The 16810-nt window shown below is 51.4% G+C and carries 18 protein-coding genes; 15 read left to right on the top strand and 3 right to left on the bottom strand.

From position 1 onward, the window contains the following. Positions 1-11 precede the first annotated feature (11 nt). Genes ehuA through MKY82_RS29750 form a run of 6 tightly spaced genes read left to right on the top strand, consistent with a single transcriptional unit; the run spans position 12 to position 4555 of the window. Complete coding sequence (gene ehuA / locus MKY82_RS29775) at positions 12-869, top strand: ectoine/hydroxyectoine ABC transporter ATP-binding protein EhuA (protein WP_269468916.1); 858 nt, start codon at positions 12-14, stop codon at positions 867-869. 25 nt (positions 870-894) lie between these two features. Then, positions 895-1407, top strand: coding sequence for a diaminobutyrate acetyltransferase (gene ectA / locus MKY82_RS29770; RefSeq protein WP_071219716.1), 513 nt, complete (start codon positions 895-897; stop codon positions 1405-1407). A gap of 16 nt (positions 1408-1423) precedes the next feature. Beyond that, entirely contained in the window at positions 1424-2716 is a 1293-nt protein-coding gene (gene ectB, locus MKY82_RS29765) for a diaminobutyrate--2-oxoglutarate transaminase (RefSeq protein WP_194544661.1), read from the top strand. Beyond that, positions 2713-3105, top strand: coding sequence for an ectoine synthase (locus tag MKY82_RS29760; protein ID WP_339294944.1), 393 nt, complete (start codon positions 2713-2715; stop codon positions 3103-3105). The genes ectB and MKY82_RS29760 overlap by 4 nt, the downstream gene beginning before the upstream one ends. A gap of 14 nt (positions 3106-3119) precedes the next feature. Next, the gene (thpD, locus tag MKY82_RS29755; RefSeq protein ID WP_194544659.1) at positions 3120-4028 is read left to right on the top strand and encodes an ectoine hydroxylase; all 909 of its coding nucleotides are present in this window, start codon (positions 3120-3122) and stop codon (positions 4026-4028) included. Beyond that, entirely contained in the window at positions 4025-4555 is a 531-nt protein-coding gene (locus MKY82_RS29750) for a DUF2179 domain-containing protein (protein WP_015737571.1), read from the top strand. The genes thpD and MKY82_RS29750 overlap by 4 nt, the downstream gene beginning before the upstream one ends. A 130-nt stretch (positions 4556-4685) precedes the next feature. On the opposite strand, the gene MKY82_RS29745 is transcribed toward MKY82_RS29750, so the two are convergent. Beyond that, positions 4686-5207 carry a DinB family protein gene (locus MKY82_RS29745; protein WP_339294943.1) on the bottom strand — a complete coding sequence of 174 codons (522 nt, stop codon included), beginning with the start codon at positions 5205-5207 and terminating at the stop codon, positions 4686-4688. 76 nt (positions 5208-5283) lie between these two features. Next, positions 5284-6243: a YafY family protein gene (locus MKY82_RS29740; RefSeq protein WP_339294942.1), complete on the bottom strand. Its 960-nt coding sequence runs from the start codon at positions 6241-6243 to the stop codon at positions 5284-5286. A gap of 168 nt (positions 6244-6411) precedes the next feature. Between MKY82_RS29740 and MKY82_RS29735 the strand changes: the two genes are divergently transcribed. Then, positions 6412-6636: a hypothetical protein gene (locus MKY82_RS29735; RefSeq protein WP_054404324.1), complete on the top strand. Its 225-nt coding sequence runs from the start codon at positions 6412-6414 to the stop codon at positions 6634-6636. 28 nt (positions 6637-6664) lie between these two features. Then, the gene (locus MKY82_RS29730) at positions 6665-7327 is read left to right on the top strand and encodes a ribonuclease H family protein (RefSeq protein WP_339294941.1); all 663 of its coding nucleotides are present in this window, start codon (positions 6665-6667) and stop codon (positions 7325-7327) included. 497 nt (positions 7328-7824) lie between these two features. Here MKY82_RS29730 and MKY82_RS29725 read toward each other — a convergent pair whose 3' ends face one another. Continuing rightward, the gene (locus tag MKY82_RS29725) at positions 7825-8703 is read right to left on the bottom strand and encodes an AraC family transcriptional regulator (RefSeq protein ID WP_339220013.1); all 879 of its coding nucleotides are present in this window, start codon (positions 8701-8703) and stop codon (positions 7825-7827) included. Positions 8704-8862: 159 nt separating this feature from the next. On the opposite strand from MKY82_RS29725, the gene MKY82_RS29720 reads away from it, so the two are divergent. The 7 genes from MKY82_RS29720 to MKY82_RS29690 all read left to right on the top strand — a co-directional run bounded on the left by MKY82_RS29720 (position 8863) and on the right by MKY82_RS29690 (position 16492). Then, positions 8863-9597, top strand: coding sequence for a ThuA domain-containing protein (locus MKY82_RS29720; RefSeq protein WP_071219709.1), 735 nt, complete (start codon positions 8863-8865; stop codon positions 9595-9597). 169 nt (positions 9598-9766) lie between these two features. Further along, positions 9767-10702 carry a sugar-binding transcriptional regulator gene (locus MKY82_RS29715; protein WP_113059480.1) on the top strand — a complete coding sequence of 312 codons (936 nt, stop codon included), beginning with the start codon at positions 9767-9769 and terminating at the stop codon, positions 10700-10702. A gap of 389 nt (positions 10703-11091) precedes the next feature. Continuing rightward, positions 11092-11757 (top strand): deoxyribose-phosphate aldolase, encoded by a 666-nt coding sequence (deoC, locus tag MKY82_RS29710; RefSeq protein WP_071219707.1) that lies wholly within the window; start codon positions 11092-11094, stop codon positions 11755-11757. Between the two features lie 79 nt (positions 11758-11836). Continuing rightward, a complete protein-coding gene (locus MKY82_RS29705) occupies positions 11837-13015 on the top strand; it encodes a NupC/NupG family nucleoside CNT transporter (RefSeq protein ID WP_220683843.1) in 1179 nt (392 codons plus the stop codon). An 84-nt stretch (positions 13016-13099) separates the two neighbouring features. Next, positions 13100-14278 carry a phosphopentomutase gene (gene deoB / locus MKY82_RS29700; protein WP_339294940.1) on the top strand — a complete coding sequence of 393 codons (1179 nt, stop codon included), beginning with the start codon at positions 13100-13102 and terminating at the stop codon, positions 14276-14278. A gap of 23 nt (positions 14279-14301) precedes the next feature. Then, positions 14302-15009, top strand: a complete 708-nt coding sequence (gene deoD / locus MKY82_RS29695; protein ID WP_194544652.1) for a purine-nucleoside phosphorylase — start codon at positions 14302-14304, stop codon at positions 15007-15009. Positions 15010-15190: 181 nt separating this feature from the next. Continuing rightward, positions 15191-16492: a pyrimidine-nucleoside phosphorylase gene (locus MKY82_RS29690; RefSeq protein WP_339294939.1), complete on the top strand. Its 1302-nt coding sequence runs from the start codon at positions 15191-15193 to the stop codon at positions 16490-16492. Positions 16493-16810 lie beyond the last annotated feature (318 nt).

Below are 16810 nucleotides of genomic sequence, written 5' to 3'. Positions count from 1 at the left end.
GAGGGAATCAATTGAATGCCGTTGTGATCGATGAGCAGGCGGAAGCGTCGAAGGTGCCGCAGCAGGAGGGAAATCCCGTTACCGCTACGGGTACAAAGCCGATTGTGAAATATACCGGCGTGACCAAGTCGTTTGGTGATCTACAGGTGCTTAAAGGCATCGATCTGGAGATGCAGCCTGGAGAAAAGGTGGCTGTGATCGGTCCGAGCGGATCAGGCAAAACAACGATGGGCCGGATGCTGATGACGCTGGAAGAACCCACCGAGGGAACCATCGAGGTTGATGGTGAGCTGCTCTGGCATATGGAAGAGAAGGGCAAGCTGGTTCGGGCCAATGAAAAGCATTTGCACCGGATGCGCTGCAATGTCGGCATGGTCTTTCAGCATTTCAATCTGTTCCCGCACATGAACGTGCTTCGGAATGTGACGGAGGCCCCGCGCAAAGTGCTGGGTTTATCCAAGGAGGAGGCGGAGGAGCGGGCCGTCTCCATGCTCAGTAAGGTCGGTTTGGCCGACAAATTGAAGATGTACCCGTCCAATCTGTCCGGGGGCCAGAAGCAGCGGGTTGCCATCGCCAGAGCGCTGGTCATGCGGCCAAAGGTTATGGTGTTTGACGAGGTGACCTCTGCGCTTGATCCGGAGCTGGTCGGCGAAGTGCTGGAGGTCATCCGGGAAATCGCGGAGGAAGGCGAAATGGCCATGATGCTGATTACGCATGAGATGGATTTTGCGAAGGAAATCGCCGACCGCGTCATCTTCGGAGCCGAGGGAAGGATCGTTGAGCAGGGCACGCCGGAGGAGATATTCGATAATCCCCAGAGCGAGCGGCTGCAGAGCTTCCTGCAGCGATTCCGTTCCAACGGAAATTAGTTCTGGAAAGAGGTGATTGTATAGAATGGCTGTGGATACCGATACCGAAATTGTTTACCGAAGACCGAAAGCCCGGGATGGTACCCGGGTGTGGGAGCTTATACGCGACACCGGATCGCTTGATCTGAACTCTCCCTATTGCTACATGCTGCTTGGAGATTACTTCCATGATACCTGCATGATTGCCGAGCATGAAGGAGATATCATCGGTTTTATTTCCGCCTTCCGTTCTCCTCGCAATCCGGAGACGCTGTTCGTATGGCAAGTGGCCGTTGCTAATTCGCATCGGAGGCAAGGCGTTGCAAAGGCAATGCTGACAAATCTGATGAATCAGAAGGCATGCCATGGCGTCCGTTACATTGAAGCTACGGTATCGCCGAGTAACATGGCGTCCCGTCGTTTGTTTCTCGGTTATGCCGAGGAGAAATCCATTCCCAGCACCGTAACCGTAGGTTATGGAGCAGAGATGTTCCCCGATGGAACGTCCCATGAAGATGAGCCGTTATTCGTGATTGGCCCCTTTTTCAATGACATTTAAACAAATGGAGGGAACTATGGACAACCAAGTCATGGAGAAACCGAAGCTTACTGTGTTTAACAAGCTGGAATCGGAAGTAAGAAGTTATTGCCGGAGCTTTCAGACGGTTTTTGACAAGGCCCGAAATGCGAAGCTGTGGGATACGCAGGGGAATGAATACATTGATTTTTTTGCGGGAGCAGGGGCTTTGAATTACGGACATAACAATGAGAAGATTCGCGAGAAGGTAGTCGACTACATCCTGAAGGATGGCGTCACGCATAGCCTGGATATGGCTACGGGTGCGAAGGAAACGTTTCTGACCCGATTTCAGGAGATCATCCTGAAGCCGCGCGGGTGGGATCACAAAGTGATGTTCCCCGGTCCGACCGGAACGAATGCCGTAGAAGCCGCGCTCAAAATCGCCCGTAAAGTGACAGGGCGCAGCACCGTTCTGTGCTTCACGAATGCCTTTCATGGCATGTCGCTCGGATCGCTGGCGGTAACCGGCAACTCCTTCAAGCGCCAGGGTGCCGGCGTGGATCTAAGTCACTCCGTGTTTATGCCGTATGACGGTTACTTTGGTGACGACGTGGATACGATGGCATATATGGAGAAACTTCTGGATGATCCGGGAAGCGGAATTCCGCTTCCGGCCGCAGTGATCGTCGAGGCGGTGCAGGGGGAAGGCGGATTGAACGCCGCCAGCCGGGAATGGCTGCAGAAGCTTGCGCGCATCTGCAAGGATAAGGGAATGCTGCTGATTTTGGATGATATCCAGATGGGCTGCGGCCGAACCGGTCCGTTCTTTAGTTTTGATGATGCCGGTATTGAACCGGATATCATATGCCTCTCGAAATCGATTGGCGGCTTTGGCTTGCCGATGGCGATTACGCTGATCAAACCGGAGATTGATATTTGGGAGCCGGGGGAGCATAACGGTACCTTCCGGGGCAATAATCTCGGATTCGTTGCCGCAGCCGAAGCGCTGAATTATTGGAAAACGAAAGATTTTCAGCTTGATATCGGCATCAGGGAAAATCGGATTCGCCAATCATTGGAAGGCGTTGTGAAGGATTATCCTCAGCTCGGCGGCGAAATCCGCGGCAGAGGCATGATTCAGGGGGTTGCTTTCGATAAGCCGGAGCTCGCAGGCAGGCTGTCCGAGATGGCCTTCGAGCATGGACTGATTATGGAAACGTCCGGTCCGTATAGCGAAGTGGCAAAGCTAATGCCGCCGCTTACGATTGAAATGAACACATTGGCAGAGGGATTGGGGATATTTGAGAACAGTATGAAACAATTAGCAGCAGAGGAGAGGTTGTCATGATTGTTAAACATTTGGAAGAGATCGTGGATACCAAAGACGATATCGATACCCAGACATGGAACTCGAGGAGGCTTCTGCTTACAAAAGACGGCATGGGCTTCTCGCTCAATGATACCCTCATCAAGGCGGGAACGGAGACGCTGATCTGGTACAAAAACCACGTCGAAGCCGTGTACTGCATCGAAGGCGAGGGGGAAATCGAGATTGTCGGGGGTGAAACGTACCCTATTTGCCCAGGCATGATGTATGCGCTGGACGGTCACGAGAAGCATTATTTGAGAGCTCGTTCGCAGATGCGGATGGTTTGCGTATTCAATCCGCCGCTTACCGGCGCGGAAGTTCATGACGAGGAAGGAACCTACCCGCTGCTTGCCCCAATTTTGGACTAAGGAGATGATATGCGATGAGTAATAATCATGTGTCGGCCCTTCAGGAAAAAGAACTGGACGTTTATCCTTCAAGAGTGCATTCGGAACCCCGGATCCTAAAGAGACAGGATCCTGTCGTTCATTCGGAATGGACGCCGGATGCTGCGTTAACGCAGGAGCAATCCGACTTCTATGAGCGCAACGGATATTTATTCCTGGAAGACTTCTTTGGTCGAGAGGAGCTGTCGGTATATCAGGCGGAAGCCCGCAGTTTGCAGGTATCGGCAAGAGAGCTGGATAAGGATGAAGTGATCCGGGAGCCGGGTGGGAACGAAGTTCGATCGGTCTTTGCGGTGCACGAGAGCCATGAAGTGTTCAAGAAGCTGTCCCGGCATCCGAGACTCTTGGCGATCATGGAGTATCTCTTGGGAAGCGAGACGTATATCCATCAATCGCGGATTAATTACAAGCCGGGCTTTACGGGCAAAGAGTTCTATTGGCACTCTGATTTCGAAACATGGCATGTTGAGGATGGCATGCCTCGTATGAGAGCTTTGAGCTGCTCCATTGCTCTGGAGGATAACTACTCTTATAACGGACCGCTTATGGTTGTGCCTGGATCGCATAAGGAATTCGTGGCCTGCATCGGCCAAACGCCGGAGAATCACTTCAAGGATTCCCTGCGCAAACAGGAATACGGCGTTCCGGATCATGACAGCCTGACACGCATGGTGCAGAAAAGCGGTATCGACACGCCTGTCGGTAAAGCCGGTTCAATCGTGATTTTTGACTGCAATATTATGCACGGTTCGAACAGCAATATTACGCCGATGCCGCGCAGCAATATCTTTATGGTTTACAACAGCGTGGAGAATAAGGTCAAGCAGCCGTATTCGGGCCAGAAGCCAAGACCAGAGTACATCGCCACCCGCGATTCTTTATGATCTCGCTGTCACTTATCGGCTCCATCATCGGCATCAACGTGGTTTATGTCTCGATCTTTTCGCTGCGTCTGATTCTGATGATCAAAGGCAGGAGAGGGATCGCCTCTCTCCTGGCCATGCTGGAGGTATTCGTTTACTTGCTCGGCCTTAATCTCGTCCTGCAAAATCTGGACAATCCCTTTAATATGGCGGCCTATTGCCTGGGCTTCGGCCTTGGCGTATATGCCGGCAGTCGGATCGAAGAGTATCTGGCACTCGGGTACATCGTGGTACAGGTTATCGTGAATTCCGTTGAGACGAACCTGGCGATGAACCTGCGGGAGAAGGGGTATGGCGTGACTGCCTGGGAAGCGGACGGTAAGGATGGCAAACGGCTCGTGCTTCAAGTTCTCGTGAAACGGAAGAATGAGCGGCGGTTGATGGAGTCACTATCCAAAATGTCGCCGCAGGCGTTCATTATCTCTCATGAACCGAAGAGCTTTAAAGGCGGCTTCTGGGTACGATTGACGGAGGGGCGCAAATTGTAGCACGCTTTTAACTAGAAACAGGAAAGCCTGCTTCGGACCCGTTCGGAGCAGGCTTTTTGGCTGCGGCTTTTGCCGGCCTGAACCGGTATGGAATTCGGATAAGGGGATTGCCGATATTGCTGCGAGTTATTTAGGCAAGCACCAACTCCGGTTCACTCTGGTACCAAAAAAAAGCGTAGTCGGTCATCGCGGAGGAGCTTCCGAGCTGGCGCATCATGGCAGCAATATTTCCACGATGGTAGGTGCCGTGGTTCACGACATGAAGCATGATCTCGGAGAGGCGGGTGTCCCGGATCCCGGCATAAGGATTATCCAATCGGATCATCCGTTCCAGGTCAGGATTTTGGCCCAGAAAGGCCGTGAATCGTTCGGATAGTTCGATAAACCGGAGGTTTAGGTCCTCCAGTGAAATGGACTCAAGCTCTTCCCGAAGCTGGAAGGCCTTTGTTAAAGCCTGCTGCATATCCATCCCGGACAAAATGTTGATCCATCCAAGATCCGCCGTGTAAATGTGAATCAACGCCTCGGATACGGTTGGGAAAATGCTCGTTATTTTCTGATTGTGCAATTCCCCCGGCAGCTCCAGCAGACGGTTGAATATCGCTTGGTTGGCCCATACATGGTACTCATACATTTTTACAGGATAATTCACCGTGATCGTCCCCTTTGGCTTCTTCGTTTTTGCTTTCTTGGGAATATTGTAAATAAAAAAGTATGACAGCGGACTGTCATACTTTTGTGTATACCTGCAGCATTTTTTCTAATTTGGATTGCATGAGCGTCCTTAAGCCAGCCGGCTCAATGATCTCGATATCCTCACCAAAGCTTAGCAGGGTCGACCAGAACCACCAGGAATCCGGATCTTGGACCTTGAACGTGAGACGGAGCGAGCCGTCTTCAAAAAATTCCCGCTGTACATCATAGAATTGATCCATCGCTCTGGCCAAGGCCCGGGGGGATACGTGAAGGATGACTTCCATCGCATCGGATGAAGGCTCCCAGGGATGCTGCTCCACTCGGTCGTGCGGATTTTGCTCTTGAAGATGAGGACCGTGCGTGTGCTCCTCCGAATGCTGGTGCTGAAAGGGCTCGGCGGAGGGAGACAGCTCTGATATTCTCGAAATTCGAAATTCGCGGTAATCGGCCCTTGTTCTGCAGAAACCGTACAAATACCAGGAGCCGAATTTATACATGAGTCGCAGGGGCTCGACTTTACGGTGAATGCGTTCATTCTTGGCGCTTATGTATTGAAAGGAGATCACATGCTTGTCGGTAATGGCGCGGCGAAGAAGTCGGAGGCTTTCGTTGTAAGAGCGCCAGCTCCCGATATCCATGGACAATCCCTGCGATGCCGAATTGGCGGAACGATCAATGGTCTGCAAACGCTGAATGGTATCCATGGCCCGTTCATCCTCAAACACCGTGGACATGCTGTGCAGGATGGTGATCAAGGCGCTGACATCGTAGGAGCCAAGCAAGCTTTTGTCCATCTTGTATTGCTCCATAATGCCATAACCGCCGTTCACTCCCTGATACGATACAACGGGAATGCCGGCTGCGCAGATTGCATCAATGTCGCGGTATATGGTTCGCTGGGACACGTTATATTTCTCTGCCAGGGCAGACGCGGACAGGATCTCGTTGTTCAGCAGCATGTAAATCATGGATATGAGCCGCTCTAGTTTCATATCGCTTCAACCCCTCTTATCTTAATTGGACCTATTCTCCAATGATTCCGTATTATATCATAGGTTTTCTGAAGAAGGAGAGGAAATCCCAGACTGCCTTTTGTTCCATTCCCATCCACTTTGCCGTACAATATAAGGGAATTCTATAATACAAGGAGTGTGAGCCTTATGGCCCGTACCAAAACGCAAAAAGCGCTCCGCAAAGCGGAACGTGCCGGAACATGGTCAGCCGTCTCAATGAGAAAGACCAACGAAGATTACAGTGCGCTGTCACAGCATGTGAGAGTAAAGCCGACGAAACAGGAACAATTGAATAAGATCAAACACAGAAAGCGGATCGGAGACGATGGCGCTTTTTTTGTTGGTTTCGGAGGATGTGATATAGTACGCTAGAGAGGTTAGTTCAGGATGGAGGTTTAGGATGGCGAAGCAAAAATATTATGTAGTCTGGGTAGGTAAAGTGCCCGGAATTTATACAAGCTGGGGCGACTGCCAGCAGCAGGTCAATCAGTTTACAGGTGCGAAGTTCAAGGCGTTTGAATCCCGGAGCGAAGCGGAACAGGCCTATGCGGCCGGTTATAAAAATTACTGGGGGCAGCAGTCCGGAGGCAAATCGAGCAGCTCAGACTCCAAAAACTACAAGCGAAGCAGCGCATCTGCTGCCGAAGAACCGGGTGAGATCGATTATGACAGCATTTCCGTAGATGTGGGGACGCGAGGAAACCCGGGACCCGTCGAGTACAAAGGCGTGGATACGCAGACGGGAGATATTCTGTTCTCGTGCGGACCGATTTCGAAGGGAACGAACAATCTCGGCGAGTTTCTGGCCATCGTCCACGCACTGGCTTATTTGAAGAAAATCGGCAGCACCAAGACGGTGTACAGCGATTCCATGAATGCTATCAAATGGCTGAAGCAGAAGAAGGTGGTCTCCACGCTTCCGCGCGATGAGTCAACCCAAGAGATCTGGGATCTGGTGGACCGGGCAGAGCACTGGCTTCGAACCAATACATATGAGAACAAGGTGCTGAAATGGCAAACGAAGAGCTGGGGCGAGATTAAGGCCGATTACGGGCGCAAGTAACGAGGGAGAGCAGAAGGGAGCCGTTCGAAGCTATGTAAAGGGTGGTTTTAGATATCGACGTCTTTATGAGCGGACGGGCACCTTACTATTAAAAAGCGAAGACAGGGAGGAGGCTTCCCTGTTCTCGCTTTTTTTTTATATGCCATGATTCCGGGTTCATGCGGAAAAATCCAAATCAACGCATGTGGATAATTAACACAAAAGACTTACCTCACATCGGAAGAACTGTGCATAACATCTTGAATAAGTTCGTTATACACAGAGTTATGAACATTATCCCCGTTCGTTCCACACAAACTGAACTTCCGATTTTTTATTTCAAGGAAGTTATCCAGCGTTTGTGAACAAATGTGGAGAAGTGCAAGGATAACTCCCTATTAACTTGGAGGGGTGGCGGGTTATCCCCAACGCCGAAGGTCAACCGTTAAACGCTTCCTTGTTCTATCCACGACGATACGACGACCATAACGCAGGGAGCAGCAACGGGTAAGCCAAGCTTATTCCTTCTCGCGGACCTGCTTATAGTATTGATTCGGGGACATGCCGACGTATTTTTTGAAGATCTTGCTGAAATAGAATGGATCCTCCAGGCCGGTCAGATACCCGATCTCACCGAAGCTAAGGTGCGTGGCCTCGATTAATTCCTTTGCATGATTGATTCGTACCTGATTCACATATCGCATGATCGTATGACCGGTAAGCTTGGCGAATACCCGATTGATGTAATCATAATTGCATTCGAAGCGCTGTTCGATATCCGAGCTGATGATTTTCTCGGCGTAATGTTCATGGATGTAGTCGAGCAGTGCATGCACCTTCATATAGGACTTGGTATGCGGGCTGCTCTTCTCCAGCTCATCGAACAGGCTCTCCCGGGACAGCTCGATCAGCATTTCCATGAATTTGAGCGCGGTCAAACTGCGGTTAAAGTGCTTCCGCCTATATAGCTGCAGCATTTCGCCGAGGACATGGTACATATGATGAAGGCTTTTTTTCTGGGTTAGCGTGCAGGTCTTGGGGAAATATAGCTGCCTGCTGTCGTTCTTGCCTGCCGTCTCGTTCTCGCCCATGATCCACTGCTTGGCCAGCAAGGGTAAGGGACGCTCGGGCGCTTGACGAATATCGGGGTGTTCAAAATGAATATAGTAGTAGTCGCAGGAATGCTTTTGGGTTCCCTCGTGGTCCAAATGCGGTTCAAGGACCAGTAAGTCGCCTTTTTTGAGCACATGGGAAACGCCGTTCTCCCGCATATGAAGCTCGCCGCTCTTCACGAAATACAGAATATACTCGTGTGTGTTCCGCTTAAAATGAATCCAGGGGTTCTTGTAGGAGACAAATCCCATCAGTTTGATTCTCGGCACATAGTCAGCGTTCATCGATAGCACGCATTCCACCCTCTCTCCCAAAAAAACGCGAAGTCGTTTTTGTACAAAAAGAGTAACTTTCACACATTCCCGTTCATTGTAACACAGCCTATACTTAGGATGAATGTATAAGAGGTCGCTGGATTTCAATATTAAAGGAGGCCACTACCCTTGGCTAATATCAATGTAACGGTATGGAATGAATACCGGCACGAGAGACATAATGAACAGATCGCTAAGATTTACCCTGAAGGCATCCACCGTACGATTGCCGATTTTCTGGGAAAGGATGCACAGTTCGTCGTACGCACCGCCGTATTGGATGATCCGGAACACGGCTTGACGGATGAGGTGCTCGCTTCAACGGATGTTCTGATCTGGTGGGGGCATGTGGCTCACGGTGAAGTACGGGATGATATCGTGGAAAAAGTGCGTCAGCGCGTATTGGACGGCATGGGAATCATCGTCCTGCATTCCGGTCACGGCTCGAAGATTTTTCAGCGCCTCCTCGGCACGAACACAGGCGCCCTGAAATGGCGCGATGACGGCGAGAAGGAACGGTTGTGGGTCATCGATCCCAGCCATCCGATCGTAAGCGGACTTGGAGAATATATCGAGGTTCCGCAGGAGGAAATGTACGGTGAGCGCTTTGAAATCCCGGCACCGGATGAACTGGTGTTTGTCTCCTGGTTCGAAGGCGGCGAGGTGTTCCGCAGCGGCTGCTGCTACAAGCGCGGACGCGGCAAGTTGTTCTATTTCAGACCGGGTCATGAAGCATTCCCTACTTACCATCAACCTGAAATTCAACAGGTAATTGCCAACGCCGTGGCCTGGGCGGCGCCGATCCAAGGCGCGAAGACCTCCTATGGCCGGGTATCTCCACTCGAATACGTTCAGCCGGTATAGGCTGATCCTTTGCAAGCGTCCATGTCAACGGTGTATCCCTGAAACGTCAGGAATACAATCGTTGATCGGGCGCTTGTTTGTTCATAACGACGTCCGCTATCGAAATCATCAGCATAACGATGTATAATGAACCCAATTCGATTACGACATAATAAAAGTGGGTTGGATCATGGATCAGGATAAACAGCGCCTTAGCATTGAGGCGGCAAGATTGTATTATATGTCGGATTACAGCCAGCAGGATATCGCGACAAGGCTCGGCGTTTCACGGCCTACGGTCTCCAGGCTTCTTCAGCACGCCAAGGAGCAGGGCTACGTGCAGATCAGCATCGTGGACCCTCTCGAGGATCTGGACGCTTTGGGCGAAGGAGTGAAGAAGAAGTACGGCCTTGAACAGGTGCTGGTGAGTTATTCTCCCATTAATGAATACCGTGAAATCCAGAAGCATATCAGCAAAAGGGCAGCCGATTACCTGCATGAAACGGTCCAGGATGCCGACATCATCGGCGTGACCTGGGGAACGACCATGCATGCCGTTGCGCTTCAGCTGCAGCAGAAGCCCGTTCGGGGCGTCGAGGTCGTGCAGTTGAAGGGCGGCGTCAGTCATTCGCATGTGAACACGTATGCCGCAGAGATCGTCAATCTGTTTGCCGAGGCGTACCACACGATGGCGAGATATTTGCCGCTGCCCGTCATCTTTGACACCACCGAGCTGAAAGAGATGGTGGAGAGGGACCGGCATATCCAGCGGATTATCCAATTAGGCAAACAAGCGAACATCGCCATGTTCACGGTGGGTACCGTTCATGAGGATGCGCTCCTGTTCAGACTTGGCTATCTTAGCAAGGAGGAACAGAAGCTGCTGCAGCGGATCGGCGCGGGCGATATTTGCTCCCGGTTTTTTGATGCGGAGGGCACGGTGTGCAGCGAGGATATTAACAACCGTACAGTGGGCATCGATTTGGAAGATTTGCGCCACAAGGAGCAATCCATTCTCGTGGCAGGCGGGCAGCGTAAGGTAGATGCCATTCGAGCCGCGCTAATCGGCAAATATGCAAACATCCTGGTGACGGACCAGTTTACGGCGCAAGCTTTGTTATCATAAAAATTTTGACATATTGTCAAAATTTACAGCACCTCGTTCAGGGAGATTCGAACCGGTTACGGCTTCAAACTTACCTGGACGGGGTGTTTTTTGTGCGCAGATAATTGATGACCCTTGCTTAATAGGAGGCCGATTCTTTGTTTCTGTTTACCCTGATCGGGTATAGAGCATAGTAAACGGAGGGAATTGTTAGATTATTCCTGAATGAGGGCTTGTCGTTTTAGTTAACAATGATAAATATCATTGCCATAAATCGGAATGAACATATTTTCAATATGTGTTTTACATATGTTCAAGGCTGTGATATGATGGTCCCGTCTAAAGGATTAAGTGTTATGATAGCGCTTTTACAAATCACTAAAAAACAGATTAAGGAGTGTTTTAACCAGATGAATATAGCAGGAATGATCGACCACACGCTCTTGAAGGCGGATGCAACCCAAGCCGAGATTGCGAAAATTACGGAAGAGGCCAAAAAGTACGGATTTGCTTCGGTTTGCGTGAACCCGACTTGGGTATCCTACTGTGCTGAGCAGCTAGCGGACACCAACGTCAAAGTATGCACGGTCATCGGTTTCCCTCTGGGAGCTACGACATCCGCAGTAAAGGCTTTTGAAGCGAAGGATGCCATCGCTAACGGGGCAACGGAGGTTGATATGGTCATTAACATCGGTGCGCTCAAAGATCGTAACGATGAGCTTGTGCTGAACGATATTCAGGCTGTAGTGGATGCAGCAAAGGGCAAAGCCCTGGTCAAGGTTATTATTGAGACAAGCCTTCTGACAGAAGAAGAGAAGGTACGTGCGTGCCAGCTGTCCGTGAAAGCGGGAGCGGATTTTGTGAAGACGTCAACAGGGTTCTCCACGGGCGGAGCCACACCGGAAGACGTAGCCTTAATGCGCAAAACCGTTGGCGAGAACACCGGCGTGAAGGCTTCCGGCGGCGTGCGCAGCAAGGAAGATATGGACCGAATGATCGAAGCGGGCGCAACGCGTATCGGTGCCAGCTCCGGCGTGAAAATTATGGAGGGCGGTCAATCCAGCTCTTCCTACTAAATGAAGTTGCAAATATCCGGTTTTCGATGATTCGGTAGACGTGTCATATCAAAAAAACACCTATGGGGGAACAACGACGATGAAATATATAATCGCCATACTAGGTTTGCTGGTCGTATTCGGTCTTGCGTTCCTTATCAGCAATGATAAGCGCCACATCCGTTACCGTCCGCTGGCTGTCATGATTGTGCTGCAGCTGATCCTTGGATTTTTTCTGCTGAACACGAATTTCGGCGAGTATCTTGTTAAAGGGATAGCGAATACGTTTGAAGCGCTGCTGAGCTATGCCGGAGCCGGGATCGAGTTTGTGTTTGGCGGCATTGCCAATGAAGGTGCGGGTCCGTTCTTCCTGAACGTCTTGCTGCCGATCGTGTTTATTTCCGCATTGATTGGTATACTTCAATATATTAAGGTACTGCCGTTTATCGTAAGATATATCGGTCTCGTCTTGAGTAAAGTCAACGGCATGGGCAAGCTGGAGTCTTACAATGCGGTAGCTTCCGCGATTCTGGGGCAATCCGAGGTGTTTATTTCGGTAAAAAAACAGATTGCCCTCATTCCGAAGCATCGGATGTATACATTGTGTGCTTCCGCCATGTCCACCGTATCGATGTCGATCGTCGGGGCATACATGACCATGATCGAGCCGCGGTATGTGGTGACCGCGCTTGTGCTTAACCTGTTTGGCGGATTTATCATCGCTTCCATCGTCAACCCTTACAAGGTAGAGAAGGAAGAGGATATCCTGGAGGTGCAGGAGGAAGAGAAGCAATCCTTCTTCGAGATGCTGGGTGAATACATCATGGACGGCTTCAAGGTAGCGATTACCGTTGCTGCGATGCTCCTCGGTTTCGTTGCGTTGATTGCGATGATTAACGGCATCTTTGATATCATTTTCGGGATTACCTTCCAAGAGCTGTTAGGATTCATTTTTGCCCCATTTGCTTTTGTCATGGGCGTACCTTGGAAAGAGGCAGTGGATGCAGGCAGCATCATGGCTACGAAGCTGGTATCGAACGAGTTCGTCGCGATGCTCGACCTGGCCAACTTCACGGATATGTCCGAACGCACTGTGGGAATCGTATCGGTATTCCTGGTATCCTTTGCCAACTTCTCCTCAATCGGCATCATTGCTGGAGCGGTCAAAGGCCTGAACGAGAAGCAGGGGAACGTGGTTGCCCGTTTCGGCCTCAAGCTGCTGTACGGCGCAACGCTGGTGAGCGTGCTGTCGGCAACGATTGCGGGACTGTTCCTGTAAGCAAGGCATGGAAGGATAACAACAAGCGAGCCTTATGGATAGTTTTGATGTAAAAACTCATTATATGAGGGGGATCACTTGGATATGGAACGTTTTGATCGAATTCATTTAATTGTATTGGACTCTGTAGGTATCGGCGAAGCACCGGATGCGGCTGATTTTGACGATATCGGATCCGACACGCTGGGTCATATTGCCCGCGAATGCGGCGGGCTCAACATGCCGAATATGGCTGCGCTCGGTCTGTCCAACATTCGGGAAATCGAGGGAATCCCTGCTGCGGATCAACCTCGGGCTTACTATACGAAGATGCAGGAAGCTTCGAATGGCAAAGACACCATGACAGGCCACTGGGAGATCATGGGCTTGTATATTGATACGCCATTCCGCGTATTCCCGGACGGGTTTCCGGACGAGCTGATCCAGCGCATTGAAGAGAAGACCGGACGCAAGGTCATCGGCAACAAGCCGGCCAGCGGAACGGAGATTATCGAAGAGCTTGGCGAAGAGCATGTAAAAACGGGAGCGCTGATCATTTATACCTCGGCGGATTCCGTGCTTCAAATCGCTGCGCATGAGGATATCGTTCCACTGAAAGAGCTGTACGAAATCTGCGAGTTCTGCCGCGAAATCACGCTGGAGGATCCTTATATGCTTGGCCGGATCATCGCCCGTCCTTTCATTGGCGAGGTGGGGAGCTTCAAGCGTACGGCGAATCGGCATGACTATGCTTTGAAGCCTTTCGGACGTACCACGATGAACGAGATGAAAGATGCTGGTCTTGACGTCATCGCCCTCGGAAAAATCTCCGACATTTATGATGGCGAAGGCATTACGAAGGCGGTCAGAACCGTATCGAATATGGACGGCATGGATAAAATGGTGCAAACCCTGGGTGAACCCTTCAAGGGTCTGAGCTTCCTGAACCTCGTGGATTTCGATGCCGTGTACGGACATCGGCGCGATCCGCAAGGATATGGCCAAGCGTTGGAGGATTACGATCGGCGCCTCCCTGAGGTATTTGAGAAAATGACGGAGAATGATCTTCTGATCATCACGGCCGACCACGGGAATGATCCTACCTACAAGGGCACGGACCATACGCGTGAATATGTGCCGCTGCTCGTATATTCTCCTCGCTTTACGGAAGGCAAGGAGCTGCCGCTTCGCAAAACCTTTGCCGACATTGGCGCCACGGTTGCCGACAACTTCGGCGTGAAGCTGCCGGAGCACGGAACCAGCTTTTTGAATGATTTGAAATAATCGAATAAGTGGAGGAATGGGACATGAGTACACATATTGGAGCGAAACCGGGAGATATCGCCGAGTCGATTCTGCTGCCAGGCGACCCGCTGCGGGCTAAATTTATTGCCGAGACGTATTTGGAGGATGTGACCTGCTACAACGAAGTGCGGGGCATGCTCGGATTTACGGGAACCTACAAAGGAAAACGCATCTCCGTGCAAGGTTCGGGCATGGGCGTGCCTTCCATCGGGATTTATGTCAATGAACTCATTCGGGATTATGGCGTGAAAAACTTGTTCCGTGTCGGAACCTGCGGCGCGATGCAGGAGCATGTTCATGTACGCGACGTCATTCTGGCCCAGGCGGCGTGCTCGGATTCCGGCATGAACCGTCACCACTTTAACGGTTATGATTTCTCCCCGATCGCCAGCTTCCCGCTGCTGCTGGGCGCGTATGAGCGCGGCAAGGAGAAAGGCCTGAAGATGCATGTCGGCAACGTGTTCACGTCCGATGTGTTCTACCGCGAGGACAAATCCGTGGTGGAGAAGCTGATGCAGCATGGCGTGCTCGGCGTGGAAATGGAGACAACGGCGCTCTACACGATTGCCGCACGTTTCGGCGTGAACGCCCTGACGATCCTGACCGTAAGCGATCATTTGCTCACAGGGGAAGAGACTTCTTCCGAGGAGCGGCAAACGACCTTTAACGAGATGATGGAAGTGGCCCTGGATACGGCGATTTCGTTGTAAGGAAACTGCCCCGACGAAGAAGTCGGATTTGTTTTGGAGAAGCGAAGCGGTCACCTTTGCCCACGGATTCCAACAATATTAACAATATAAGGAATCTGAAAGCAACAGCGATCGGATCCGCATTTGGTAGTGATGCCCGTGGAAGGAATACAATCATCGCAAAGAGTGAGGAGAATGTACGATGAGAATGGTTGATTTAATTGCGAAGAAACGCGACGGCAAGGAACTGACAACAGAAGAGATCAATTTCTTTATCGACGGATATACCAAGGGAGACATTCCCGACTATCAGGTGAGCGCCATGAACATGGCGATATATTTCCAGGACATGTCCGACCGGGAGCGGGCAGACTTGACGATGGCGATGGTAAACTCCGGCGAAACGATTGATCTGTCCGCAATTGAGGGGATCAAGGTCGATAAGCATTCCACCGGGGGCGTAGGCGACACGACGACGCTGGTACTGGCTCCGCTCGTAGCGGCTCTGGATATTCCGGTAGCGAAGATGTCCGGACGCGGCCTCGGCCATACCGGAGGAACGATCGACAAGCTGGAGTCCATCGAAGGATTCCATGTGGAGATCAGCAAAGACGAATTTGTGAACCTTGTGAATCAACATAAAATCGCCGTCATCGGCCAAACCGGAAACCTCACCCCGGCGGACAAAAAACTGTACGCGCTCCGGGATGTGACGGCTACCGTCAACTCCATTCCGCTGATTGCCAGCTCCATCATGAGCAAGAAGATCGCCGCCGGCTCGGATGCGATTGTGCTGGACGTGAAAACCGGCGCAGGCGCGTTCATGAAAACGGTGGAGGATGCCAAGGAATTGGCACACGCCATGGTCAGCATCGGCAACAACGTAGGCCGCAAAACGATGGCGGTCATCTCCGATATGAGCCAGCCGCTTGGCGCCGCGATCGGCAACTCGCTGGAGGTGCAGGAAGCGATCGATGCGCTTCGCGGCGAGGGGCCGAAGGATCTGGAGGAGCTGTGTCTGGCTCTGGGCCGGCAGATGGTTTACCTTGCGCGGAAGGCAGATTCGCTTGAAGATGCCGAAGAGATGTTAAGAGAGGTAATCCGCAACGGCAAGGCACTGGAGAAGTTCAAGGAATTCATTCAGAACCAGGGCGGAGACCCGTCCGTTGTGGATCATCCGGACCGTTTGCCGCAGGCGCAATATTTGATTGAGCTTCCTGCACAGCAGGACGGCGTTGTCGCCGAGCTGGTAGCGGATGAGATCGGTACCGCAGCGATGCTGCTTGGAGCCGGCCGCGCGACGAAGGAATCCGAGATTGATCTGGCTGTAGGCCTGATGCTGAACAAGAAGGTCGGCGATGCCGTGAAGAAGGGTGATTCCCTTGTAACCATTCATGCTAACCGCGAGAACGTGGATGACGTGAAGCAGAAGCTGTATGAAAGCATTCGGATTGCAGATCATGCGGATGCGCCTGTATTGATTTATGACATCGTGACGGAGTAAGGGAAGCCTAATCCGTAGCGAGTCATATTCGGAACAGCTCATTTTCCAAGCTATGCCGATACAACCTGCCCTCCCGTGTTTTATGAACGGGAGCAGGTTTTTTTGGCGGTCCCGTCATAAAACGGGTAGGGGCCCTCATAAGATGGTAGTGGGGAAAACGTAAGGCATTTAACGGGAGAGGGAGATGTGTAGCCCGGGCAAGAGCCATCCTGCTTGAAGGAGGCTTTTGGCCATGACCATCGATCAGTTGATTGCTTTGCTGGCACTTATCGTTATGATCATTGGACTTGCGGTGAAGAAGGAGTCTTAACCTGTGAG

Origin of the sequence: Paenibacillus sp. FSL W7-1279 (assembly GCF_037969845.1) — a bacterium.
Classification (GTDB): Bacteria; Bacillota; Bacilli; order Paenibacillales; family Paenibacillaceae; genus Paenibacillus_AQ.
This window is presented reverse-complemented; position numbering and strand designations above follow the sequence as displayed.